Origin of the sequence: Lysobacter antibioticus HS124 (genome assembly GCF_000336385.2) — a bacterium.
Taxonomy (GTDB): Bacteria; Pseudomonadota; Gammaproteobacteria; order Xanthomonadales; family Xanthomonadaceae; genus Lysobacter; species Lysobacter firmicutimachus.
In genome coordinates, this window is the sequence record NZ_HG424620.1 from 23971 (window position 1) to 47836 (window position 23866).

General features: G+C 69.3%; 19 protein-coding genes and 1 tRNA gene. 16 read left to right on the forward strand and 4 right to left on the reverse strand.

What is annotated here, in order from left to right; all coding sequences use genetic code 11:
• Positions 1-86 precede the first annotated feature (86 nt).
• The gene (locus TX83_RS21975) at positions 87-2177 is read right to left on the reverse strand and encodes a S8 family peptidase (RefSeq protein WP_186442692.1); all 2091 of its coding nucleotides are present in this window, start codon (positions 2175-2177) and stop codon (positions 87-89) included.
• A 926-nt stretch (positions 2178-3103) separates the two neighbouring features.
• Entirely contained in the window at positions 3104-4576 is a 1473-nt protein-coding gene (locus TX83_RS21980) for an OmpA family protein (RefSeq protein WP_064750123.1), read from the reverse strand.
• A gap of 294 nt (positions 4577-4870) precedes the next feature.
• On the opposite strand from TX83_RS21980, the gene rplU reads away from it, so the two are divergent.
• The 3 genes from rplU to cgtA all read left to right on the forward strand — a co-directional run bounded on the left by rplU (position 4871) and on the right by cgtA (position 6718).
• Positions 4871-5191: a 50S ribosomal protein L21 gene (gene rplU, locus TX83_RS21985; RefSeq protein WP_064750124.1), complete on the forward strand. Its 321-nt coding sequence runs from the start codon at positions 4871-4873 to the stop codon at positions 5189-5191.
• 12 nt (positions 5192-5203) lie between these two features.
• Positions 5204-5464, forward strand: coding sequence for a 50S ribosomal protein L27 (gene rpmA, locus TX83_RS21990; protein ID WP_064750125.1), 261 nt, complete (start codon positions 5204-5206; stop codon positions 5462-5464).
• A 186-nt stretch (positions 5465-5650) separates the two neighbouring features.
• Complete coding sequence (gene cgtA, locus TX83_RS21995; protein WP_064750126.1) at positions 5651-6718, forward strand: Obg family GTPase CgtA; 1068 nt, start codon at positions 5651-5653, stop codon at positions 6716-6718.
• A gap of 280 nt (positions 6719-6998) precedes the next feature.
• Here the strand turns inward: cgtA and rpsT are convergent, their stop codons facing one another.
• On the reverse strand, positions 6999-7271 hold the full coding sequence (gene rpsT, locus TX83_RS22000; RefSeq protein WP_064750127.1) for a 30S ribosomal protein S20: 273 nt from the start codon (positions 7269-7271) through the stop codon (positions 6999-7001).
• A gap of 139 nt (positions 7272-7410) precedes the next feature.
• Here rpsT and murJ point away from each other — a divergent pair, with 139 nt between their 5' ends.
• From murJ to TX83_RS22065, 13 genes are all read left to right on the forward strand, one after another.
• Positions 7411-9042: a murein biosynthesis integral membrane protein MurJ gene (gene murJ, locus TX83_RS22005; protein ID WP_064750128.1), complete on the forward strand. Its 1632-nt coding sequence runs from the start codon at positions 7411-7413 to the stop codon at positions 9040-9042.
• Between the two features lie 112 nt (positions 9043-9154).
• Entirely contained in the window at positions 9155-10144 is a 990-nt protein-coding gene (locus TX83_RS22010; protein ID WP_064750129.1) for a bifunctional riboflavin kinase/FAD synthetase, read from the forward strand.
• An 86-nt stretch (positions 10145-10230) separates the two neighbouring features.
• On the forward strand, positions 10231-13089 hold the full coding sequence (ileS, locus tag TX83_RS22015) for an isoleucine--tRNA ligase (protein ID WP_064750174.1): 2859 nt from the start codon (positions 10231-10233) through the stop codon (positions 13087-13089).
• Positions 13090-13198: 109 nt separating this feature from the next.
• A complete protein-coding gene (gene lspA / locus TX83_RS22020; protein WP_064750130.1) occupies positions 13199-13711 on the forward strand; it encodes a signal peptidase II in 513 nt (170 codons plus the stop codon).
• 112 nt (positions 13712-13823) lie between these two features.
• Positions 13824-14774 carry a 4-hydroxy-3-methylbut-2-enyl diphosphate reductase gene (gene ispH / locus TX83_RS22025; RefSeq protein WP_064750131.1) on the forward strand — a complete coding sequence of 317 codons (951 nt, stop codon included), beginning with the start codon at positions 13824-13826 and terminating at the stop codon, positions 14772-14774.
• 169 nt (positions 14775-14943) lie between these two features.
• Positions 14944-16098: a hypothetical protein gene (locus tag TX83_RS22030; RefSeq protein ID WP_064750132.1), complete on the forward strand. Its 1155-nt coding sequence runs from the start codon at positions 14944-14946 to the stop codon at positions 16096-16098.
• A 162-nt stretch (positions 16099-16260) separates the two neighbouring features.
• On the forward strand, positions 16261-17259 hold the full coding sequence (locus TX83_RS22035; protein ID WP_064750133.1) for a glycoside hydrolase family 16 protein: 999 nt from the start codon (positions 16261-16263) through the stop codon (positions 17257-17259).
• 136 nt (positions 17260-17395) lie between these two features.
• Positions 17396-17471, forward strand: a tRNA-Thr gene (locus TX83_RS22040).
• Between the two features lie 159 nt (positions 17472-17630).
• On the forward strand, positions 17631-19091 hold the full coding sequence (locus TX83_RS22045; RefSeq protein ID WP_141233642.1) for a hypothetical protein: 1461 nt from the start codon (positions 17631-17633) through the stop codon (positions 19089-19091).
• 350 nt (positions 19092-19441) lie between these two features.
• The gene (locus tag TX83_RS22050; protein ID WP_064750135.1) at positions 19442-20104 is read left to right on the forward strand and encodes a hypothetical protein; all 663 of its coding nucleotides are present in this window, start codon (positions 19442-19444) and stop codon (positions 20102-20104) included.
• Positions 20105-20496: 392 nt separating this feature from the next.
• The gene (locus tag TX83_RS22055; protein WP_141233643.1) at positions 20497-20793 is read left to right on the forward strand and encodes a hypothetical protein; all 297 of its coding nucleotides are present in this window, start codon (positions 20497-20499) and stop codon (positions 20791-20793) included.
• A 152-nt stretch (positions 20794-20945) separates the two neighbouring features.
• Positions 20946-22361 (forward strand): DNA repair protein RadA, encoded by a 1416-nt coding sequence (radA, locus tag TX83_RS22060; RefSeq protein WP_064750137.1) that lies wholly within the window; start codon positions 20946-20948, stop codon positions 22359-22361.
• Positions 22358-22966, forward strand: coding sequence for a hypothetical protein (locus TX83_RS22065; protein ID WP_064750138.1), 609 nt, complete (start codon positions 22358-22360; stop codon positions 22964-22966). Before radA ends, TX83_RS22065 begins: the two co-directional genes overlap by 4 nt.
• 121 nt (positions 22967-23087) lie before the next feature.
• On the opposite strand, the gene TX83_RS22070 is transcribed toward TX83_RS22065, so the two are convergent.
• Complete coding sequence (locus tag TX83_RS22070) at positions 23088-23510, reverse strand: glutaredoxin family protein (protein ID WP_064750139.1); 423 nt, start codon at positions 23508-23510, stop codon at positions 23088-23090.
• Positions 23511-23866: the final 356 nt, after the last annotated feature.

The window sequence follows — 23866 nt, forward strand, 5'->3', positions numbered from 1 at the left end:
TGCTGGTACGGAATTCGTGAGGGCGGCGCGGGGCCGCAAAACGAAGGGCCCGGCGATCCGGGCCCTTCGCCTCGCCTAGGCGGCGATCACTTGCTGGAGTTGTACTGGATCTCGACCGGATCCGCGCATTCCTGGGTCTGGTTGTTGCAGATCTTGTAGCTCATGGTGCCGCTGCCGATGATGCGGAAGGTATCGGTGTTGGCGCCGGTGTTGCGCACGGTCTTGAGGATCGCGCCGTTGCGGTAGATGTCGATGTTCTTCTTGCCCTTCTCCCACGACAGGTTGACCGAGGTGCGGTGGTTCGGCAGGGCGCTGGCCTTGGCCTCGACCCGGCGCGGCCAATTCGCGTCGACGAAGCTGGGGTACAGCGAGATGCCGGCCGAAGCGCGGTAGCCCTTCACGTGGACGTACCACACGCCGCCCTTCGGGGTCGGGAAGAAGCAGGTCTCGTTGTTGGAAGCGGTGAACGGACGGCAGTCGTAGGACGTGCTGGTCGGCTCGGCGCCGTACTTGACGTAGATGTCCGAGTCGCCGGTGCCGCCGTACATGGCGAACAGCAGGTTGGAGGCGCCGTTCGGGACCAGCAGCTGGTACTTGACGGTGCCGTTGGCCGCGACCTCGATGTTGGTCACGGTGATGCCGTTCTCCAGCTCGGTCGGCGGCTCGGGTTCCGGCGCCTGCGGATCCGGCGGCAGCGGTTCGCTGCCGGCGGCGACGGCGACCGCCAGGCGGGCGTCGACGATGCCCGACCCGCAGTACTTGTCCCAGCTGCAGGCGCCCGGCAGGCCGCCGACGTGGGCGGTGTTGACCAGGATCTTCTCGATCTCGGCCGGGGTCTTCGGCGACGGCGCCGCCGACTGCATCAGCGCGACCACGCCGGCGACGTGCGGCGCCGCCATCGAGGTGCCCGCCATCCAGGCATAGCCTTCGCCGGCCTGGCCCTGGGTGCCCAGGTTGAGGGTCGACAGGATGTTGTCGGCGGCCGGGGCCGCGCCGGTGCCGCCGGGAGCGGCCACGTCGACCTTGACGCCGAAGTTGGAGTAGCTCGCCAGCGCGCCGGTCGGGCCGACCGCGGATACGGCGACGATGTTGTTGCAGTTGGCCGGCGAGAAGCCGTCCACGTCGGCGCCGGAGTTGCCGGCCGCGACCACCACGGTGGTGCCGCGCGCGCGCGCGCCGTCGAAAGCGGTCTGCCAGGCCACGCTGCAGGCGCCGCTGCCGCCGAGGCTGAGGTTGATCACTTCGGCCGGGGTCGGGTTGGCCGGCACGCCGTCGACGGTGCCGCCGGACGCCCAGGTCACCGCGTCGATGATGTCCGACGACCAGCCGCCGCACTTGCCGAGCACGCGCACCGGCTGGACCTTGGCGCCGTGGGCCACGCCGGCCACGCCGAGGCTGTTGTTGCTGACCGCGGCGATGGTGCCGGCGACGTGGGTGCCGTGCCAGCTGCTGTCTTCGGGGATGCCGAAGATGTTGCATTCGCCGTCGTGCCAGTCGCCCGGATCGTTCGGGTCCGGATCGCGGCCGTCGCCGTCGACCGCGGTCGCGTCGGTGCCGTCCGGATCCAGGTCGATGAAATCGTAGCCCGGCACGATATTGGCGTTCAGATCGCTGTGCGGGGTGATGCCGGTGTCGAGCACCGCGACCACAATGCCGTCGCCGTCGCTGAGGTCCCAGGCCGGTTCCAGATTGAGGCCGCCGGGGCCGTTCTTGTAGTGCCATTGCTGGGCATAGCCCGGATCGTTCGGCACCGCCAGGCGCTGCACGCGCACGTCCGGTTCGACCGCGATCACGCTGGGGTCCTTCATCAGCTCGATCGCCAGGTCCTTGACCTGGGCGGTGCTGAGCTTGCTGTCGGTGCGGATCAGGCTGGCGCCGGTGGCCAGGGTGCGCAGCGGGCGGATCGCGATGCCGAGTTTGGTCGCGGCGTCGGCGTACTGCTGGTTCACCGCGGCGGCGCTGAGCTTGGCGTTCGCGCCGGGCGCGCGGGTCACGATGAAGCGGTTGTAGGTCTCGGCGGCAGCCTTCTTAACCGCCTTCTTCGACGTCGTCGCGGCCGGGCCGTGGACCTTGTTGAAGGCCTGCAGCTTGCCGCCGGAGTAGGCCACCGGTGCGACCACGACCGCGGTGGCCAGGGCCAACGCGGTCCATTTCAACGAACGAGCTTTGCGAGTCATGACAAACATCCTTGATCTTCGTTGTGCATGATCCCCTTCGCATCCCCATCAGCGTCGGGCCTTGGACCGCGGCGGCGCTACGGATCCGCGCCGTCGCGGGTTTGCGTTGCGCAGCCGCCGTCGCGGCTGCATGGCATCGCGGACGCACGCGCCCGTAGCCGCGCATCGCTGCGCGGAATCGTCACGTCGGAGTGCGTCGTCTTGCGCGCAAGCGGTGCTTGCGCGCGCAATGCGGAATGGCGGTCTGGCTATCGGGCCACGTGCAGGAAGTCCCCGAGACAACGCGACCGCCGCATCGTCGCCCGGGTCGTGCGGGCGCCTTCGATGCCGCTGTTCCTTGTCGCGCGACCCCTTGCAAGTCGCTCGCGACCGAAGCTAATGGAGCTTCTCGGTCGCGTGCAAGTGTCATGCAAATCGTGTAACGCGCATGAATGCGACTGAGCGCACACCGCGACGTATCGGGCGCGCAACGCGGGCTCGCGCGGGCGTCGTTTGAACAGGAGAAAACAAGGGGTTTTCGCGGCCGTCAGGATGCGGCGACAAGGCGCGAATCTTTTTCCGGATCGCCTAATTTTCTTTCGGATCTGTGAACTGCGTCGTCTCGTGCGAGTGCGCTCGAACGTCTCCGCGAAGCGCGCTGCGCGATGCGTCGACGAAGCGATCGACGGCGATCTAGGGGAAACCCTAGGCGTATCCGTCGCAAGCCGACGGCGCGGCGGCGAGCGACGAGCGGATCGGCGGCGCGAACCGCGTCCGTGCGGGAACATCTCGGTGCGCGCGTCTGCGCTGTCGCGCAGGCGCATGCGCTGTCGATCGTCAGGGAATGCGCTGTCCGCCCCAATGCAGAGGGCGCCTTGCGGCGCCCTCTGCGGTACCAGCGATCGCGCGCCGGCTACCGATCGATGCGATGCCGGCGCATGCGCGGCTCAGCGCAGCACGGTGAATTCCATGCGGCGGTTGCGCGCCTTGCCTTCTTCGCTGGCGTTGTCGGCGATCGGCTTGTCCTGGCCGTAGCCCTTGCCCACCAGTTGTTCGCCGGGCACGCCGAGCTCGACCAGCTTGGCGGTGACCGCATTGGCGCGTTCCAGCGACAACTGCAGATTGGCGGCGGCGTCGCCGGTGGCGTCGGTGTGGCCGCCGACTTCGATGCGGGTTCCGGCCGGTGCGGCCTTGATCGCTTCGGCGGCCTTGCGCAGGGTTTCGTAGCTGTCGCGGGTGATGCTGGCCGAGCCGGTGTCGAAGTAGATCGCCGACAGGTTCAGCGCCTTGACCAGGTCGTCGGCGCTGAAGCCGGCCTTGAGCGAAGACAGCGCCGCCATCGCCTGGTCCCACAGACCGCTGATCTCGAACCCGCCGAAGCCGCTGCGCAGCTTCTGCGACAGGGCGAAGCGCTCGGCTTCCGGCAACGCGGAGGTGTCGATGTCGATCTTGTCGCCGTCGAAGCCGAGCTTGACCCCGCGCGCCTTCAGGTCCGGCAGCAAGGCGATCAGGCGATCGAGCCAGCCGGCCGGCGCGGTGCCGGCGTCGACGACCAGGTCGCCCTCGACGTTGCCGGCGCCGAACGTGGCCTTGATCGCATCGAGCAGCTTGGTCTTTTCGGCCTCGCTGGCGACCTGGCCGCCGATGCGGGCCTTGCCTTCGGCGTTCTCGAAGCTGAAGCGCGCGTTGCTTTGCGCGACCGGCGCGGTCGCGGCCGGCTCAGCGCCGAGCGGGGCGCTGGTCGAGACCGAGGCGTCGGCCGCGGCTTCGCGTTGGCGCTGGCAGCCCTTGAACCAGGCCAGGGCCGCGAGCAAGGCCAGCAGCAGGATCAGCCACGGCAGGAACGCGGCCAGGCCGCGGCCGGTCTTGCGCGCCACGCCGGCCGCCGCGTCGACGGTGGTGTCGGCGGCGTGGCCGACCGCGCGCACGCCGCCGGCGACCGCTCCGCCGACCGCCGCCGCGCCGGCGGCGAGGGCGCCCCAGCCGAAGCGACCGAGGTCGCCGAGCCAGTCGGCGACGCTGGCCACCCAGTAACGCAGGGTCTCGGGGATGCCGGCCGGGGCCTTGCCGCCCTCGGTCAGCTCGTTGATGAGGCCCGGCAGCAGGGCGCCGATCGCGCCGGCGGTGGTCGGTACCGGGGCATCGAGCTTGCCGGCGATGGCGCCGATCAGCGGCGCGCCGAACGCCCGCTCGACCTGGGGGGCGCTGATCGGCTGGTTCGGCCCGGTGCCGATCCAGGACTGCACCAGGCTGCCGAGGCCCTTGCTCTCGAACAGATGGACGAAGCCGGCGAAGCCGCCGCGCTTCTCGTCGAAGATCAGGGCGATGAGCACGCCGGCGAGTTGCCGGGCCTGGTCCATGCTCAGGCCGAAGCGGTGGGCGACGTCGCCGACAAGGGAGTTCAGAAGGTCGATGCGCATAGTGCTTTCCATAAAAGTGGGATGCGCATCACGAACCCCGATGCGCGCCGCCGATGTATCACGGGGCAGGGGGGCTGAAGGGGGCGGCGGCGGGCTTTTTACCAAACGGCAGCGTAGGGCGGACGAACGGTCGCAAAAATGCCGTAAGTGTGCTTTTTTACAAGGGTTTTTCCCCGGATAGTGTGATTCGGAGACGGTCCGGTTTGACCCGGGGCGGGGAATTCCCCTAGAATTCCGCTTCTGTCTGCCCGGTCCGGGCTGGCAGGACCAAAATAACTACAGAGGAATCTGGTCATGTACGCAGTACTGGTCACCGGCGGTAAGCAATACCGCGTGATGAAAGGCGAGACGCTCCGCGTCGAGCTGCTGGACGTCGAAGCCGGCAGCGAAATCAAGTTCGACAGCGTCCTGATGCTGGGCGACGGCGAAGGCATCAAGATCGGCGACGCGCTCAAGGGCGCCAGCGTCACCGCCAAGGTCGTCGGCCACGGCCGCGCCGACAAGGTGCGCATCGTCAAGTTCCGCCGCCGCAAGCACCATCGCAAGCAGATGGGCCACCGTCAGCACTACACCGAAATCGAGATCACCGGCATCGCCGGTGGCGACAACAAGTAAGGAGCAGCAGCCATGGCACATAAAAAGGGCGTAGGTTCCACCCGCAACGGCCGCGACTCCAACCCGAAGTACCTGGGCGTGAAGATCTACGGCGGTCAGGCCATCGAAGCCGGCAACATCATCGTGCGCCAGCGCGGCACCCAGTTCCACGCCGGCAGCGGCGTCGGCCTGGGTCGCGACCACACGCTGTTCGCGCTGATCGACGGCAAGGTCGAGTTCTCGACCAAGGGCCCGAAGAAGCGCCGCACCGTCAGCATCGTCGCCGCCGAGTAATTCCGGCGCGACGCGACGCGAGGAGCCCCGCTTCGGCGGGGCTTTTCGTTTTTGGCCGGGATTGGGGATTCGGGATTGGGGATTCGCAGAGCGATTCTCCGCGCCCGTGTCCCTACAATGTTTCCGGCAGGCTTTTGCTTTTACGAATCCCGAATCCCGAATCCCCAATCCCGAATTGCCACTCCAATGAAACTCGTAGACGAAGCTGAAATCCAGGTCATCGCCGGCAACGGCGGCAACGGCTGCGTCGGCTTCCGTCGCGAGAAGTTCATCCCGCTCGGCGGGCCGGACGGCGGCGACGGCGGCGACGGCGGCAGCGTGTATCTGCAGGCCGACGAAAACCTCAACACCCTGGTCGATTTCCGCCACCAAAAGCAGTTCCGCGCCAAGCGCGGCGAGAACGGCATGGGCCGGCAGATGTACGGCAAGGGCGGCGAGGATCTGGTCATTACCGTGCCGGTCGGCACCGTGGTCACCAATGTCGAGACCGACGAGGTCATCGGCGATCTGACCGCGCACGGCGAGCGCCTGCTGGTCGCGCGCGGCGGCAAGGGCGGGCTCGGCAACATGCACTTCAAGAGCTCGGTCAACCGCACCCCGCGCAAGGCGCTGCCGGGTCTGCCGGGCGAAGAGCGCGAGCTCAAGCTCGAGCTGAAGCTGCTCGCCGATGTCGGCCTGCTCGGCTTCCCGAACGCCGGCAAGAGCACTTTGATCCGCGCGGTCTCGGCGGCGACGCCGAAGGTCGCCGACTATCCGTTCACGACCTTGTATCCGAACCTGGGCGTGGTCAGCGTCGAAGCGCACCGCAGCTTCGTGATCGCCGACATTCCGGGCCTGATCGAGGGCGCCGCCGACGGCGCCGGCCTGGGCGCGCAGTTCCTGCGCCACCTGCAGCGCACCCGCCTGCTGCTGCACCTGGTCGACATCGCGCCGATGGAGGGCGGGGTGGAGGGCGTGTCGCCGGCCGAGCAGGTGCGCGCGATCGAGAACGAGCTGCGCAAGCACGACCCCGAGTTGCTGGCCAAGCCGCGCTGGCTGATCCTCAACAAGGCCGACCTGTTGCTGGAAGAGGAGCGGCAGGCCGCGGCCCAGGCGGTGATCGACGAGCTCGGCTGGAAAGACAGCTGGTACCTGGTGTCGGCGATCGGCCGCGAGGGGACCTGGCCGATCATGAAGGACGTGATGGCGTTCTTCGACCGCCAGCGCGAAGAGGCCCTGGAGGCCGCGAACGCCGCCGGCGGCCATGTGCCCTGAGCCTCGGGCTCGGCGCTCCAATCCGTCGTCTCCGTCGCGGCGCATCGCGCGCCGCGGCGTCGTCGCGCCCGGCTTCGACTCCGCTGCACCGAGAGCGGCGATGCGGCATGCGGTGCCGGCCTCGGCGCTTCTTCGGCGGGGCGTCGGCGTTCGTCGCGCATGCGTCGCGACGATGGCGGCTTGCGCCTGCGCGGCAGAGGGTGGGGCGCAAAAGCATCGGGCAAACAAAAACCCGGCCGAGGCCGGGTTTTTGCGTCGCGCTGCCCGGGTGGGCGGCGGATCAGGCGGCGGTGGCCAGCGCCTTGATGCGCGCGGCCAGGCGGCTCTTGTGGCGAGCGGCCTTGTTCTTGTGGATCAGGCCACGGGCGCTGAAGCGGTCGAGGATCGGCTGAGCGACGTCGAACGCGGACTTGGCACCGGCGGCGTCGTTCTCGCCGAGGGCCTTCAGCACCTTCTTGACGGCGGTACGCAGCATCGAACGCTGGCTGGCGTTGCGGGCGTTACGCACGACAGTCTGCTTGGCGCGCTTCTTGGCGGACTTGATGTTTGCCACGGGTGGATTCCTGGAATTATTTGGTTGAAAGCGTGATGAAACTGGACGAGGAACTACGGTTGAAATCGCAGTTGCGGAAAATCAGACCCAAAAGTATGGCCGATTCAGTGGGTTGCGTCAACTCCAGTGGAGGCCGCCGATGAGCCGGGGTGGGGGGCTGCTGCGGTCGTCGCTGGTGTTCAGCGCGATGACCTTCATTTCCCGGGTTTCGGGCCTGGTCCGCGACCAGGTCTATGCCTGGCAATTCGGCGCCAGCCCGGCTATGGACGCGTTCTTTGTCGCGTTCAGGATTCCGAACTTCATGCGCCGGCTGTCCGCCGAGGGCTCGTTCTCGATGGCCTTCGTCCCGGTCCTGGCCGAATACAAGCAGCAGCACGACCAGGCCGCGGTCAAGGAACTGGTCGACCGGGTCACCGGCACCCTGGCGGCGGCGCTGCTGGTGCTGACCGCGGCGGTGATCCTCGCCGCGCCCTGGGTCATGGCGGTGTTCGCCCCCGGCTTCGAGCCGGGCAGCGAGCAGTTCCGCCTCGCGACCCAGATGCTGCAGATCACCTTCCCCTATGCCTTGTTCATCTCCCTGGCCTCGCTGGTCGGCGGGGTGCTCAACAGTTACGAGAAATTCGCCGTTCCGGCCCTGTCGCCGGTGCTGCTGAACCTGTCGATGATCGCCGCCGCGATCTGCGCCAGCACGGTCATGGCCCCGCTCGGGATCGAGCCGGTGCTGGCCCTGGCCTGGGGCGTGTTCGTGGCCGGCGTGCTGCAGCTGGCGTTCCAACTGCCGGCGCTGGCCAAGCTCGGCCTGCTGCCGCGGCCGCGCTGGGGCGGGGCGCATACGGGCGTACGCAAGATCATGCGGTTGATGGTGCCGACCCTGTTCGGTTCGTCGGTGGCCCAGCTCAATCTGCTGCTCAACACCGCGATGGCCTCGTTCCTGATCGCCGGCAGCGTGACCTGGCTGTATCTCACCGACCGTCTGCTGGAGTTTCCGCTGGGCATGTTCGGGGTCGCGATCGGCACGGTGATCCTGCCGCACCTGTCCAAGCGCCATGCCGCGACCGACAGCGAAGGCTATTCCAAGGGCCTGGATTGGGGATTCCGGTTGTGCCTGCTGATCGGCGTGCCGGCCTGCCTGGGCCTGGTGCTGTGCGCCGAGGCGCTGATCGCCGCGCTGTTCCAGTACGGCCGGCTCAATGCCGGCGACACCGCGATGATCCGGCTCAGTCTGATGGCGCAGTCGCTGGCGGTGCCGGCGTTCCTGCTGGTCAAGGTGCTGGCGCCGGCGTTCTATTCGCGCCAGGACACCAAGACCCCGGTGAAGGCCGCGGTGGTGTCGGTGGCGGTGAACCTGCTGAGCACGGTCGGTCTGTTGCTGGCCGCGGTGTACTGCACCGACGCCGGCCGCGCCGCGCTGGCGTCCGGGGCGAGCCTGACCCAGGCGCTGGGGCGGGTGCCCGGCGCGCATGCCGGCCTGGCCGCGGCGATCGCCATCGCCGGCTGGGTCAACGCGCTGCAACTGGCCTGGTATCTGCGCCGCGCCCGCGTGTATCGGCGTCAGCCCGGTTGGGGCCGCTTCCTGCGCCAGATCGCCGTCGCCAGCCTGGCCCTGAGCGCGGTGGTGCTGGCGCTGCTGTGGGTCTGGACCGGCTGGACCGGTTGGCCGTGGTGGGAGCGGGCCTGGAAGCTGGCGGTGGTGGTCGGCGCCGGCGGCGCGGCCTACGGCGCGGCGCTGTGGCTGCAGGGCATCCGTCCGCGCGATCTGCGCGGGCATTGAGCCCGCGCGTGCCGCCGCAGTCCGTACCGTTGAGAGTCGCGGCCGGCGGCTATACTTCCGGGTTCATCCTTCGAGCTGAACCCGGCCGGCCCGGGTCCCCACGCCAGATCCAATGAGCAGGCTGTTTCGTGACGTCGAAGGCGGGCAGGTCTGCCCGCACGGCAGTGTGGTCTGCATCGGCGCCTTCGATGGCCTGCACCTCGGGCATCGCGCGCTGGTGCGCCACACGATCGCGCGCGCGCGGGCGCAGGGCCTCGGTGCAGTCGCGCTGAGCTTCGAACCGCTGCCGCGCGAGTTCTTCGCCCCGGCCGCTCCGCCGCCGCGGCTGCTGTTGCCGCGCGCCAAGGCGCAGGGCCTGCTCGACCTGGGCGTGGACCGGGTCGGCCTGCTGCGCTTCGGCCGCGCGCTCAGCAGCCTCAGCGCCGAGGATTTCGTGCGCCGGGTGTTGATCGAGCGCGTCGGCGCGCGCGAAGTCTGGGTCGGCCCGGAGTTCCGCTTCGGCAAGGCCCGCGGCGGCGACATCGCGCTGTTGCGGCGGATGGGCGAGGCGGGCGGGTTTTCCGCGCACGAAATCGAGCCGGTGCTGCTCGACGGCGAGCGCGTGTCCAGCACCCGCATCCGCGAGGCGCTGCTGGCCGGCGACTTCGCCGCCGCGGCGCGTTGGCTGGGCCGTCCCTATGCGATCGGCGGGCGGGTGGTGCGCGGCCAGCAGCTCGGCCGCACGCTGGGGTTTCCCACCGCCAACTTGCGCTTCGCCGGCAAGACGCCGGCCCTGTCCGGCATCTACGCGACCTGGGTGCACGGCGTCGGCGACCGTCCGCGGGCGTCGGTGTCGAGCCTGGGCACCCGGCCGACCGTGGCCGGGGTCGAGCCTTTGCTGGAAGCGCACCTGTTCGATTTCGACGGCGACCTGTACGGTCGCAGGATCGAGGTCGAGTTCGTCGCCCACCTGCGTCCCGAACTGAAGTTCCCCGATCTGCCGTCCCTGACCGAGCAAATGCACCGCGACGCCGAACAGGCCCGCGCGCTGTTGCGATTGGACGCTCCGCGCGTCGGCGCGCCGTCGCCGGCCGTGCGCGCGGCCGCGACCCCACCTGCCTGAGACCCGCTGTGACCAACGATCCGAACCAATCCGCCCCCGCCAACCCGTACAAGGCGACCCTGCTGCTGCCGGCGACTGAGTTCCCGATGCGCGGCGACCTGCCCAAGCGCGAGCCGGAGACCCTGGCGCGCTGGGAAAGCGAGGGCCTGTACCAGCGGATTCGCGAACAGGTCAAAGACCGCGAGCGCAGCTTCGTCCTGCACGACGGCCCGCCCTACGCCAACGGCGAGATCCACATCGGCCACGCGGTCAACAAGGTGCTCAAGGACATCGTGGTCAAGTCCAAGCTGCTGGCCGGCTTCGACGCGCCCTACGTGCCGGGCTGGGACTGCCACGGCCTGCCGATCGAGACCAAGGTCGAGAAGGAGTTCGGCAAGGTCGGCGACAAGCTCGACGCCGCCCAGTTCCGCGCCAAGTGCCGCGAATACGCGGCCAGCCAGATCGAGCTGCAGCGCCGCGACTTCAAGCGCTTGGGCGTGATCGGCGACTGGGACAATCCCTATCGGACCATGGATTTCCGCTACGAGGCGGACATCATGCGTTCGCTGGCCAAGATCGTCGAACGCGGCCATCTGGTGCGCGGCTCCAAGCCGGTGCACTGGTGCTTCGACTGCGGCTCGGCCCTGGCCGAGGCCGAGATCGAATACCAGGACAAGGAATCGACCCAGATCTACGTGCGCTACCCGGTGCTCGACCGCAAGCGCGTGTTCGAGGTGTTCGGCCTGGAGGACGACGGCGCGCCCCTGTCGGTGCCGATCTGGACCACCACGCCGTGGACCCTGCCGGCCAGCCTGGCGGTGTCGATGGGGCCGCAGGTCGAGTACTCGTTGGTGCGGATCGAGCCCAGCGAAGCGGCCTTGTTCAAGGAGTCGGCGCAGCGTCCGGAGTACCTGCTGGTCGCCAGCGAACTGATCGGCGGCGTGCTCGCCGCGATCACCGCGCCGGAAGCGCTCAAGCAGGGCCACAGCGTCGAGACCCGCGACTGGTCCTCGCACAAGGGCGAGGCTTTCGAAGGCCTGCGCCTGCGGCATCCGTTCTACGCCGATCGCGAGATCCCGGTGCTGCTCGGCGACCACGTCACCACCGACGCCGGCACCGGCGCGGTGCACACCGCGCCCGGCCACGGCCAGGAAGACTATGCGGTGTCGCTGAAGTACGGCCTGATCGAGCGCTACAGCGCGGCCCAGATCAATCCGGTCGATGGCCGCGGCAAGTACCTGCCGTCGACGCCGGGCGTGGGCGAGCACGTGCTGGCCGGCCAACACATCTTCAAGAGCGACGCCTTGCTGCTGCAGATCCTGCGCGAGGGCGGCGCGCTGCTCGCCGCCGGCCGGCTCAAGCACAGCTATCCGCACTGCTGGCGGCACAAAACGCCGGTGGTGTTCCGCGCCACCCCGCAGTGGTTCATCTCGATGGAGCAGGCCGGCCTGCGCGGCGACGCGCTGGCGGCGATCCCGGGCGTGACCTGGATCCCGGGCTGGGGCGAGGCGCGCATCTACAACATGATCGAGGGGCGTCCGGACTGGACCATCTCGCGCCAGCGCTACTGGGGCGTGCCGATCGCACTGTTCTTCCATCGCGAGAGCGGCCAGCCGCATCCGCGCACGGTCGAGATCATGCGCCAGGTCGCCGACGCGGTGGAGCGCGAAGGCGTCGACGCCTGGTACGCGATGACCGCCGAACAACTGCTCGGCGACGAGGCCGGCGACTACGAAAAGGTCAACGACATCCTCGATGTCTGGTTCGATTCGGGCACCAGCCACGAGTGCGTGCTGGCGCAGCGGCCGCAGGACGGCCTGCGCAAGCCGGCCGACCTGTACCTGGAAGGCTCCGACCAGCACCGCGGCTGGTTCCACAGCGCGCTGCTCAGCGGCGTGGCGATGGACGGCGCGGCGCCGTACCGGCAGGTGCTGACCCACGGCTTCGCCGTCGACGAGCACGGCAAGAAGATGTCCAAGTCGCTGGGCAACGTGGTCGTGCCGCAGAAGGTGATCGACGCGATGGGCGCCGACGTGCTGCGCCTGTGGGTCGCGGCGACCGACTTCAGCGGCGAGATGTCGGTGTCGGACAAGATCCTCAAGCAGAACGGCGACGTTTACCGCCGCATCCGCAACACCGCGCGCTTCCTGCTCGGCAACCTCAGCGGCTTCGATCCGGCGCACCACCTGGTCGCGCTGCAGGACATGGTCGCGCTGGACCGCTACATCGTCCATCGCGCCGCCGAACTGCAGGACCGCATCGCTTCGGCCTACGAGCGCTACGACTTCGCCGAGATCGTGCAGCTGCTGTCGAATTTCTGCAGCGTCGACCTGGGGTCGTTGTACCTGGACGTGACCAAGGACCGCCTGTACACGATGCGCGAGGACTCGCTCGGCCGGCGTTCGGCGCAGAGCGCGATGTACCGCATCGCCGAGGCCTTCGTGCGCTGGATCGCGCCGATCCTGGCCTTCACCGCCGACGAGATGTGGCGCCATCTGCCGGCGGCCACCGAGCGCGGCGCGCGCGCCGGCAACGTGTTGTTCGCGACCTGGTACGACGGCCTGGCCCTGCTGCCGGCCGATGCGCCCTTGTCGGCCGAGGATTTCGAACGCCTGCTGGCGCTGCGCGAAGGCGTGGCCAAGGTGCTGGAGCCGATGCGCGCCGCCGGCGAGATCGGCGCCGCGCTCGAGGCTGAGATCTCGCTGCGCTGTGGCGTCGCCGACCAGAACTGGCTGGCGCCGCTGGCCGACGAACTGCGTTTCCTGTTCATCAGCGGCGACGTCGAAGTGATCGCCGACGACGGCATCAAGGACATCGCCGTGCTGGCCGCGCCGACCGCCAAGAGCAAGTGCGTGCGCTGCTGGCATTACCGCGCCGACGTCGGCGCCGACGCGGCGCATCCGGAGCTGTGCGGCCGTTGCGTGAGCAACGTGGCCGGCGAGGGCGAGGACCGGCGCTGGTTCTGAGCCCCCGTGCTCGCGCGCGTCCGAGGGCGCGCGCGAGCACGGCCGGTCCGCTTTCGCCGCTCGCTTGCGAGCTCCACCCTTTCAGTCGTTTTCTGCGGATGCCTCACCGATGACCGATACCGCCCACCGACCCGACAAGAGCGCGCTGCCGTGGCTGATCGTCTCGATCGCGGTCATCGCCCTGGACCAGTGGAGCAAGGCCTGGGTGCTGGCCTCGCTGCCCGAGTACACGCCGGTGCCGGTGATCGACGGGTTCTGGAACTGGTACCGCAGCTACAACACCGGCGCGGCCTTCAGCTTCCTCAGCGACGCCGGCGGCTGGCAGAAGTACTTCTTCATGGTCCTGGCGGTGGCGATCAGCGGCCTGCTCGGGTTCTGGCTGTCGCGCACCCGCCGCGGCGACTGGAAGACCGCGCTGCCGTACGCCCTGGTGATCGGCGGCGCGATCGGCAACGTGATCGACCGGCTGATGCACGGCCATGTGGTCGACTTCATCCAGTGGTACTGGCGCGACTACCATTGGCCCTCGTTCAACATCGCCGACTCGGCGATCGTCGCCGGCGCGATCGGGATCGCGGCTTACGGGTTGTTCAGCAAGCCCGAGAAAGCGGGCAGCGAGTAAGCAGAAACGAGTCGGCCGCGAACGGCGGACTCGTTTCCGATTGCCCGCCCCCGGCTTCTTTCCGCCGGGCCGCCGAAAGCGCCCGCTTGCCGACGGGAGTACAATCGCCCCCATGGACGTCATCCTCGCCAACCCCCGCGGCTTCTGCGCCGGCGTCGATCGCGCGATCGAAATCGTCAAGCGCGCCATCGAAACCCTGGGCGCGCCGATCTACGTGCGCCACGAAGTGGTGCACAACCGTTTCGTGGTCGACGACCTCAAGCACCGCGGCGCGATCTTCGTCGAGGAACTCGACGAAGTGCCCGACGGCGCGACCGTGATCTTCAGCGCCCACGGCGTGTCCAAGGCGGTGCGCGCCGAGGCCGACCGGCGCGGGCTGAAGGTGTTCGACGCGACCTGCCCGCTGGTGACCAAGGTCCATCTGGAAGTCTCGCGCCATTGCCGCGCCGGCCGCGACGTGGTCCTGATCGGCCATGAAGGCCACCCGGAAGTCGAAGGCACGATGGGCCAGTGGCGGCGCGAGGCCGGTTCGGGCCGGATCTACCTGGTCGAGGACGCCGACGACGTCGCCCGGCTGGTGGTCGATCAGCCGGAGAATCTGGCCTACACCACCCAGACCACCTTGTCGGTCGACGACACCCGCGGCGTGATCGAGGCCTTGCGCGCCAAGTTCCCGGCGCTGCAGGGGCCGAAGAAGGACGACATCTGCTACGCCACCCAGAACCGCCAGGACGCGGTGCGCGAATTGGCCCAGCACTGCGACCTGGTGCTGGTGGTCGGCTCGCCGAACAGCTCCAATTCCAACCGTCTGCGCGAACTGGCCGAGCGCGACGGCGTCGAAGCGCATCTGATCGACGGTGCGGTCGAGATCGATCCCAAGTGGGTCGAAGGCCGTCGCCGCATCGGCATCACCGCCGGCGCGTCCGCGCCGGAGGTGCTGGTGCGCGGAGTGATCGAGCGCCTGCGCGAACTCGGCGCGGAGCGGGTTTCCGAACTCGACGGCGAACCGGAAGACATGGTGTTCGCCCTGCCCAAGGAATTGCGCCTGCAGTTGGTGGATTGAGGGTTGGGGATTGGGGATTAGGGATTAGGGATTAGGGATTGGCAAAAGCAAGAGCCAAAGAATCGCCCCAATCCGCAGGCCGGATTTCCTCGCGGAGCGGCTAGGCGGCAGAATGCCGCGATCGGCGCCGCACCGGCGGCGCGACCACGATGGCCCAGGGAGAGGACCGATGTTCGACGCGATGCGCCGGCCGATGGCGGCATTGTTGGCTGCGGCCGTGCCGCTGCTGCACGCCGCCGAGCGCGCCCCCGGCGCGGCGATCGCGCCGGTCTACGCCCTGGCCGAGAACACCCTGGTCGAAGCCGCAGGCGTGCAAGCGCATAAGGCCAGCTTCTTCGCCTACGACGGCAGCGGCTGGAGCGCGTTGCGCGACGGCGATCGGATCGGACCGCCGCGACCGCTGAAGTGGTATTCGCGCTCGGACGGCCGGTTCTGTACCCACGCCCCCGAACGTTCTTACCGCGAGGCCGATTGCCGCGTCGTCGCGGTCGACGGCGACCGGGCGAGCTGGACCGGCGAAGACGGGCGCGCCGGTACCGGACAGGTGCTGGCCGGCGATGCCTGGAACCTGGAGCAGCGCTGGCTGCAGCGTCCGGTGCGCGCGCTCGCCGGGCGGGACGCGGTCGAAGCCCTGATCGGCCGCACCTTCGTCGTAGCGGTGCTGGGCGACGACAGACCAAGCGGTACCGAATCCGGCGCCTACCGTTTCGAACCGCGCGGCCGCGGGCAGATGCTGGTGCCGGACCCCGGAAATAGCGCCGATCGCATCGCCGGCGCCTCGCTGCGCTCGTTCCGATGGACCTTCACGCCCGAGCGCGGCCTGTGCATCGGGGTGGAAGAACGCTCGCCCGAACAGGGCGATTGCCGCAGCGTCCGGCTCACCGGCGATCGCATGGCCTGGCGCATGAGCAACGGTGGCGGCGCGTACGGCCGTGTGTTGGCCGGCGACCCGCGCCGGCTGTCGGCCCCGGCCCGCGAGGCCGCCCGGCGGCTGCGGGCGCGGCTGGTCGGGCAGACCCTGGTGGTGCGCCATCGCGACCGGCCGGAGCGGGAACGCGGAATTCGCTTGCTGCCCGACGGCGAGGGCCGGGTCGCGCTGCGCGGCGCCGGCTCGGCCGGCACCGTGCGTCCGCTGCAATGGCTGCTGCGCGACGACCTGGGGCTGCTGTGCCTGAGCGACGTGCCCGCCAGCGTGCGGCGCCTGGAATTCACCGCGAACGAGTGCTTCGGCGTCGAAGCCGACGGCGACATCCTCCGCTTGCAGCCTCGCTCGGGGACCGCGCTGACCGGGCGAATCCTGGCCGGGAACGCCTGGGACCTGTAGCGCCGGCGGCCCGGCCGCGGCGAAGGGGAGGGCGCTAGGGTTCGCCCGGAATCGGCGGTCTCGCGTCGTTCGATGTCTCGATTTGACAACGTTGTCTTCTGTGCGGGAGATTGCTCCGCTCGATCTATCGCCATCGACCGGTCACCGACAAAGGACGACACCATGGGGCTGCACCGTACTTTCCTCGCGAGCATCGTCGCTGCATCCATCGCCGTCGCCGGTTGCGATTCGAACACCGGCGCCCCGGCCGGACAGGCCTCCGAACCCGCGCAAACGTCGGCCCCGCAGCCGGCGCCGGCGGCGGACGCAGTCTTTTTCGACGATTTCAGCTATCCGGATCTGGCCGCGTTCCAGGCCAACGGCTGGAAGGTGAGGACGGAAACCGGCCATCCGGGCATCAAGGGCGCGACCTGGTCCGCGCAAGGCCTGTCGTTCCACTCGGACATTGCCGATACCCAGGCCGGCGCGGTGAGGATGAGCTCGGTCACCGACGGCACGGGCGAGAACACCCGCCACACCCAGTTCTGCCACGCGCGCAAGTATCGCGAAGGCACCTACGCCGCGCGGATCTTCTTCCGCGATGCGCCGAGCTTCGGCCCGGACGGCGACGAGGTGATCCAGACCTTCTACGCCATCAGCCCGCTCAAGGCGCCGATGGACAAGGACTACAGCGAGACCGATTTCGAATATCTGCCCAATGGCGGCTGGGGCGAAAACACCATGCCGGCGATGTGGACCACCACTTGGGAAACGTTCCAACTGGAGCCGTGGACCAAGGTGAACGAGTTCTCGCGCAAGCAGGGCAGCTACGCCGGCTGGCGCACCCTGGTGCTGACGGTCGCCGACGACAAGGTCCGCTACTACGTCGACGGCCAGCTGTTCTCCGAGCACAGCAGCGCCGTGTACCCGGAAGACTTCATGTCGATCAACTTCAACTTGTGGTTCATGCCCAAGGGCGCGGACGGCTCGCTGGGCCCGGTCGATTCCCCGGAACTGCGCGAGTACCAGGAAGACATCGACTGGGTGTTCTTCCAGCAGGACGTCGCCCTGGCCAGCGCCGAGGTGGAGGCGAAAGTCGCCGGCCTGCGGGCCCGGAACGTGGCGCACGTCGATCGCGTGAAAGAGCGGAGCCCGGCTTTGCCGTCGCCCTGCGGGCTGTGACCGTCGTGGCCTGAGGAGCGGGCGGAAGCTGACCAGCTTCGCTTATCGCCGAGTCCGATCGCGGGCGAGGCGACGCGGACCTGTCGCCGCCAGAATTGACCGCTCAAGCCCCGGCCGCCTAGAATTGCCGTCCTTCGCCGGAATAGCTCAGTTGGTAGAGCGGCGCATTCGTAATGCGTAGGTCGCAGGTTCGACTCCTGTTTCCGGCACCAATAAAATCAAGGGCTTGCATTGTCCGCCCGGACTGCAGGCCCTTTTTGTTTGGCGCGTGCGGAATACGAGCGCCGATGCCGCGGGTCAGGCTCGCGACCGAGCATCCATCGATAATCTCCCGCACGGGACGGCAGCCCGCGCCGGCAAGGACGAACAAAATGACATCGCACCGATTGGGCGGCTTCGCGCTGCACGTAGGGCTGGCATTTTCCTTGCTGCTCGCCTCGGCGGGCGCCGGCGCGCAGATGCCGGGCGCCGCAGCGGCAGTGTCGTCGGAATCGGACGAGGCGCGGGTCGTGCGATACACCCGCGAGCTGGAGGCGGCACCCGACCGCGCCGACGCGCCCGAACTTCGCCGATGGCTGACCCGATGGGCGATCCAGACGCGCGCCTACTCCATCGCGGTTTGCGATCTGCTCGATTTCGCCGCCGCGGGCGGCGATGGCGTGCCGCACGAGAGCGAGCTGTCGGTGCAGATGATTTACGGCAATGCCGCATTCCAGATCGAAGCTGGCGCCGACGCCGGCGAGCTCGCCAAGCAAGTGGCGGGGGTCGAAAGCGCGTTGCGCGCCTACGCCGCATTCGTCGCCCGGGATGCAAGGGCGAAGGCGCCGCGCTTGGATGCGTTGATCGCCCAGCGCGAGGCGGGCACGCTGCGGGCCTATCTGGCGCCGAAGGTGGAGCAGAACTGCGGCAGCGCGGAGGCGGCCGCCGCCGCGCCGAGCGGATCGGCGGCCGTGCCGGAGCCGTCCAGCCCGGTCTTTCTGGGCGGTTTCCTTCGCCACTCGCATGTGGTGTATCCGCTTCGTTCCGGCGAGTGGGAGATGCGGGCGGAAAAGCGTTACGACCGGCAGGAGGCCGGCGCTTCGGTGCGGTTCGAGCGCGTTGGCGACGACAGCGGCTGGATCGACGTGTATTTCTATCCCGTCGGCGTGTCGTCCGCTGCCGATACGGCGAAGATGGCCGAGGCCGAACGCCAGGCGTTGCTCGATACCTGGGGCAAGTCGATGGCCGGTCCGCAGGATATGACGGCATTGAACAGATTCTCCGTGCCGATCGAGCACGACGACGGCGGCGGGCCCGGGCCCGGCCTCAGCGCCGCGGACGAGGGCATCGCAGCCTATGCGCTGGATTTCGCCTATGTCCGCGACGGCAAGGCGCTCAGTTCGGCGATGGTGTTCGCCGTGGATCGGATGTATGCCATCAAGTTTCGCTACAGCGCCGAGACCGCCAAGTACGGCCGAGCCCAGGTGCGCCAGGCGCTGGAGCAGCTCGCGCGCGACATGCTGGCGCGGCTGGACATCGGCAGCAGCGGCAGCTGCTGGTCGCCGCCGCCGGTCGAAACCCTGGCCCAGAGCGCGCGAGCGCCGCGGAAAGCGCTGGCGACGTCTTCCGTGGAGGGCAACGCGGTGGCCTGGGTACTGCCCGATCGCGTCGTGGTGCGCGATGGATCGCAGGTCGATGCAGTCAAGCTGCAGACGCTGGCCATGGCCTTGCAAGGTCGCCTCTACCGTGGCTGCACCGGCGCGGAGCCTTCGCTGCCGCAGGTGAAGGACGGTATGCGCGAGGTGCGCTTCGAATACCGCAGCGGCGAACCGGCTGCGGCGGATCGCCGGTAGAACGATAGCGAGCGTTCCGGCCCCCGGGCGCGCGTCCAGCGGACGACCGACGGGCGCAGAGCCGGCATCGACCGCCGATTCGGACATCGGGTGCCGGTCGATCGGCGCTGCGCCGTCCTCGTGGTACGCCGCTGATCGTCAACCGCACCGCGGCACGCCCGCGAATGCTCGGCTGAACGTCGCGGCAATGCGGCCAAGCTTTGCCGCCGTTCGCAGCAGCCCTCGCCGTCCGCACGATTCACGCCCGTGTGCCCCAGGCGTTAGCTAAGGCGGAGTGCGGTCGGACTCGTCCAGGTGCCCGATTCCTGGGCGGCCGGGCCGAGTCTTCGACTTCCACGGCGGGCGCGCCCATGAGCCACTACGGTTCCGAGCAGGTTTACCAAGTCGGCAAGTTCGGGTTGCGCTTGCATCCCTATGTCGCCGCGCCCGAGAACGTGTTCGCGGCTGGCGCCGTGGTCGAGTACGGAATCGACGGCCGGGTGTCGTACACGCGCGCGGCGCTGCATTCCAGTGCGGTCGGCCTGATCCAGTTGATCCAGTCGCCTGTGGCGTTGTTCGCGCACGCCCAGGCCGGGCGCTGGAGCGTGCACAAGCGCGAGCCGGAGCCTAGCGCCTCGTTGTTGGGGCGTTGCCTGTACGGCGAGGCGAATCTGTTCGTCGGCGAGCATTCGCCGCATTACGCCGGCCAGCCGGTGCGGCGTTTGGCGGCGACCGAGTGCTGGCTGATCGATACGGCGCGCGAGGTCGCCGACGCTCTGGCCGGCGGCGTGCTCGACAGTCCGGCCGCCACCCGCTTCGCCGAGTACGCGCTCGATACCGGCACCGGCAAGGTGGCCGGCGTGGGTATTACCTGGGGCTACAAGCTGGCGCAGAACCCCACCTATCTCAACCGCTTCGAACTGGTGGTGATCGCGCCGAGGGAAACCCGCTTGCGCGACCACCCGGAGCACCTGGACGCGTTCGCGGAGTTCCTCGACGTCGGCCGCGCCCGGGTCGAGAGCTGCATCGAGTGAAGGGGGGCGGGCGCACGCCGCCGCGATGCGCTGCGGCGGCGTGCGCACCGTTAGGCATGCGGCGTCGGGCGGAGCGGGCCGCCCGGCGCGCTGCGCGCACGACCGGTCCGGCGGACGCGGCCGCTTGGCCGACGATTCGCCTCGCACCGGTTCATCGTCCGTTGCAGGTGTGAGACCGCGTTCGCGCGGCCTGCGCCGTCGCGGCCGGTGAGAGCCGCGCCGGTCACACTACGCTTCCGCCGGCCTTGTCACATGTCTGCATTGAATCGGCATCCATCATTCAGGCGGCTGCCTGGATTCACCAATTGGCCATTCCTTCTTCACTCCTTTTTATCGGGTGGATCGACACCATGCGCCGGCTTGCAACGCATACAGCAAAGGCACCGACAAAAATGCGCGTAGACGTATTCGTAGTGGGCGACGACGAGGGTTATGTGGTCGCGCCGTCCGACAGCTGGCTGCCCCTGGACGAAATGAAGGCGCTCGGTGCGCTGCGTTTCGGCTGGACCATCGACACCCGCATGGCCATGCCCAAGCTGGACTGGCATGCGATCGCCAACGACATCGACGCGCGCGGCTACAGCATCGTCGCCTCCAACGATGTCAGCGGCCTGCTGGCGATGCCGCAGCAGCACCTGCAGGCGATCTATCCCGAACAGCACCGGCCGAACCAGCCGATGGCGGCCTGAGCCGCAGGCCGGTCCGTTTCGCGGACCGGCGCTCGCCGCGGCGATCCGGCCCGACGCCGGGTAAGGCTTTGCCGCGACCGCGCCTGCCGGTCTCGCGCGCTGCGACCGGCAGCGGCTAAAGTGCGGCTTCGCCCGTGCCGTTGCCGTCCGCCATGTCCAAGACCCCGCTCAAATCCGCCGCCGCCAAGGCCCGCACCGCCTACGTTTGCGCCGAGTGCGGCGCCGACTACAGCAAGTGGCAGGGCCAGTGCGGCGAATGCGGGGCCTGGAACACGCTCAGCGAATTCGTGGTCGAGCCCGCGGCCAAGGCCGGCGCCGGGGCCAGCGTTGCCGCCTCGCGCCGCGCCGGCTGGGCCGGCCGCGCCGACGCGCCGGCGGTGACCGCGCTGAAGGACGTGCGCCACAGCGAAGAGGCGCGGGTCGGCACCGGCATCGGCGAGTTCGACCGGGTGCTCGGCGGCGGCCTGGTGCCCGGGGCGGTGGTGCTGGTCGGCGGCGACCCGGGCATCGGCAAGTCGACCCTGCTGCTGCAGGCGATCGTGCGCATGGCGCAGAGCATGCCCGGGCTGTACGTGACCGGCGAAGAATCGCTGTCGCAGGTGGCCGGGCGCGGCGCGCGCCTGGGCCTGCCGCTGGACGGTGTGCATGCGCTGGCCGAAACCTGCGTCGAGCGCATTCTCGAGCACGCCGCCTCGATGAGGCCGGCGCTGATCGTCGCCGACTCGGTGCAGACCCTGTGGACCGAGCAGCTGGGCGCGGCGCCGGGCTCGGTGAGCCAGGTGCGCGAGAGCGCGGCGCGGCTGGTGCGCTACGCCAAGGAGACCGGCACCTCGGTGTTCCTGGTCGGCCACGTGACCAAGGAAGGCGGCATCGCCGGTCCGCGCGTGCTCGAGCACATGGTCGACGCGGTGTTGTACTTCGAAGGCGAGAGCGGCAGCCGTTTCCGCGTGCTGCGCGCGTTCAAGAACCGCTTCGGCGCGGTCAACGAGCTCGGCGTGTTCGCGATGAGCGACAAAGGCCTGCGCGAGGTGCCCAATCCGTCCGCGATCTTCCTTTCCGGCAGCCGCGGGCCGCAGCCGGGCAGCTGCGTGATGGTGACCCGCGAAGGCACCCGGCCGTTGCTGGTCGAGGTGCAGGCGCTGGTCGACTCATCGCCGCTGTCGAACCCGCGCCGGGTCGCGGTCGGCATGGAGCAGAACCGGCTGGCGATGCTGCTGGCGGTGCTGCACCGCCACGGCGGCATCGCGGTCGGCGATCAGGACGTGTTCGTCAACGTGGTCGGCGGCATCCGTGTGCAGGAAACCGCCGCCGACCTGCCGGTGCTGCTGGCGGTGCTGTCCTCGTTGCGCGACCAGCCGCTGGCCGAGCAGACCGTGGCCTTCGGCGAGGTCGGCCTGTCCGGCGAGATCCGGCCGGTGCCCAACGGCGAGGACCGGCTCAAGGAAGCGGCGACCCACGGCTTCAAGCGCGCCATCGTGCCCAAGGGCAACGCGCCGCGCGGCGGCCGCATCGGCGAGATGGAAGTGATCGCGGTCGAACGGCTGTCCGAGGCCTTGGACGCGGCGTGAACCCGGTGCCCGGCCCGCGCGACGGCGGCCGCGCCGACGCCGGCGCGGCGTTCGCGCTGGCGCGCGCGGTGTCGATCGCATTGCACCCCTTCGCGGTGTTCCTGGCCCTGACCGTGTTGGGCGTGCGCGCGCTGGCGCCGCAGGCGTTCGCCGCGGCGATGGCCGCGGTCGGCGCGGCGGTGGCGGTGGTGTGGCTGTTCGTCTGGCAGCGTCACCGCAGCGGCCGCTGGAGCACGGTCGATGCCTCGCATCCGAGCGAGCGGCCGGTGCTTTATCTGCTCTTGCTGTGGGTGCTGGCGCTGGTCTGGTGGTGGATGCGCGGCCGCGCCGCAGTGCTGGGCCACGGCATCGTCGCCGTCGCGGCGATGCTGGTCGCGGCCGCGCTGCTCAATCGCTGGATCAAGCTGTCGCTGCACATGGCCAGCCTGAGTTTCGCGGGGGTCGCATTGTGGCCGCTGGCGCCGACGGCGGCGGCGATCGGGCTGGCGTCGTTGCCCTTGCTGGGCTGGGCGCGGTTGCGCATGCGCCGGCACCGCCTGGCCGAAGTGATCGGCGGCGCCGCGCTGGGGGCGGGTTTCGCACTCGGCTTGCGCTGGCTGGCTTGAGGCCGCCGGCGACATAGCGGTGCGGCCAGGCACGGCCCGTGCGGCGACGCAGCCGCGGTCTCGCCGCGCAGCGGGCCCCGCGGTCCGCGGCGGCCCGCAGGGGCGCGAGGCGCGCGCCGGCTCAGGCGGCCGGCTTGGCGCTCTTGGCGTGCGCGGCCAGGATTTCGACCAGCTTGGCCTCGTCGTAGCCGTGCAGGCTCTGGTTGCCGACGTAGATCACCGGCACGCTCTTGATCTTCAGTCCGTCGGCTTCCTTGCGTGCGGCTTCGTCCTGGTCGATCACGCGCTCGACGAAGCGCACGTTCTGCTTTTGCAGCAGTTCCTTGGTCTTGTGGCAGAAGGGGCAGGTCGACAGCGAGTACAGCACCACTTCGCCGCCGGCATTGGCATAGACCTGCGAGTAATCGCCTTGTTCGACCATCGCGCCGCCCTTGCCGCCGTCGCCGATCAGGCCGGTGCGTTTGACCAGGGTGCCGGCGCCCACGCCTAGCGCGAGCGCCACGACCACGATGGCGATGGTGCCGAGTATCGACTTGAAGCTCATTCCTTGTCCTCAAGAGAAGCCGGCGCGTCGGCGCGCCGGCGGGTGGTGGAGTCAGGGGCGAGGGGGCGGCGCCGTTGCGGGCGTCGCGGTGGCGGCGTGCGGCAGGATGGATCGGAGACTGCGCACACGACCCGTGGCGTCGGCGATCCGGCCTGACTCGAACATCGCGCTTGCTCCCTGTGCCCGTCGGCGGGCTCTGCGTTTATAGCACCGCCGCACCGATTCGCGACGGCGGTCGCGGCGATCCGCGACGCAGTCGGCTGTTGCGTGCGCCGCGCCGGCCGGCGTGGTTGCCGGCCGCCGCGGCGCGATACGGCTTCGTTGCGCCGCAGCACGCTGCCGCGCGACGGCGCGAG

Bases quoted from the DNA above. Each gene is read 5' to 3' on its own strand.
- ileS (WP_064750174.1), top strand. From the start codon at position 10,231: ATGCGCGGCGACCTGCCCAAGCGCGAGCCGGAGACCCTGGCGCGCTGG.
- TX83_RS22010 (WP_064750129.1), top strand. From the start codon at position 9,155: ATGAGCAGGCTGTTTCGTGACGTCGAAGGCGGGCAGGTCTGCCCGCAC.
- TX83_RS22030 (WP_064750132.1), top strand. From the start codon at position 14,944: ATGTTCGACGCGATGCGCCGGCCGATGGCGGCATTGTTGGCTGCGGCC.
- TX83_RS22055 (WP_141233643.1), top strand. From the start codon at position 20,497: ATGCGCGTAGACGTATTCGTAGTGGGCGACGACGAGGGTTATGTGGTC.
- cgtA (WP_064750126.1), top strand. From the start codon at position 5,651: ATGAAACTCGTAGACGAAGCTGAAATCCAGGTCATCGCCGGCAACGGC.
- TX83_RS21980 (WP_064750123.1), bottom strand. From the start codon at position 4,576: ATGCGCATCGACCTTCTGAACTCCCTTGTCGGCGACGTCGCCCACCGC.
- murJ (WP_064750128.1), top strand. From the start codon at position 7,411: ATGAGCCGGGGTGGGGGGCTGCTGCGGTCGTCGCTGGTGTTCAGCGCG.
- rpmA (WP_064750125.1), top strand. From the start codon at position 5,204: ATGGCACATAAAAAGGGCGTAGGTTCCACCCGCAACGGCCGCGACTCC.
- TX83_RS22050 (WP_064750135.1), top strand. From the start codon at position 19,442: ATGAGCCACTACGGTTCCGAGCAGGTTTACCAAGTCGGCAAGTTCGGG.
- lspA (WP_064750130.1), top strand. From the start codon at position 13,199: ATGACCGATACCGCCCACCGACCCGACAAGAGCGCGCTGCCGTGGCTG.
- TX83_RS22070 (WP_064750139.1), bottom strand. From the start codon at position 23,510: ATGAGCTTCAAGTCGATACTCGGCACCATCGCCATCGTGGTCGTGGCG.
- ispH (WP_064750131.1), top strand. From the start codon at position 13,824: ATGGACGTCATCCTCGCCAACCCCCGCGGCTTCTGCGCCGGCGTCGAT.
- TX83_RS21975 (WP_186442692.1), bottom strand. From the start codon at position 2,177: ATGACTCGCAAAGCTCGTTCGTTGAAATGGACCGCGTTGGCCCTGGCC.
- TX83_RS22035 (WP_064750133.1), top strand. From the start codon at position 16,261: ATGGGGCTGCACCGTACTTTCCTCGCGAGCATCGTCGCTGCATCCATC.
- TX83_RS22045 (WP_141233642.1), top strand. From the start codon at position 17,631: ATGACATCGCACCGATTGGGCGGCTTCGCGCTGCACGTAGGGCTGGCA.
- rplU (WP_064750124.1), top strand. From the start codon at position 4,871: ATGTACGCAGTACTGGTCACCGGCGGTAAGCAATACCGCGTGATGAAA.
- radA (WP_064750137.1), top strand. From the start codon at position 20,946: ATGTCCAAGACCCCGCTCAAATCCGCCGCCGCCAAGGCCCGCACCGCC.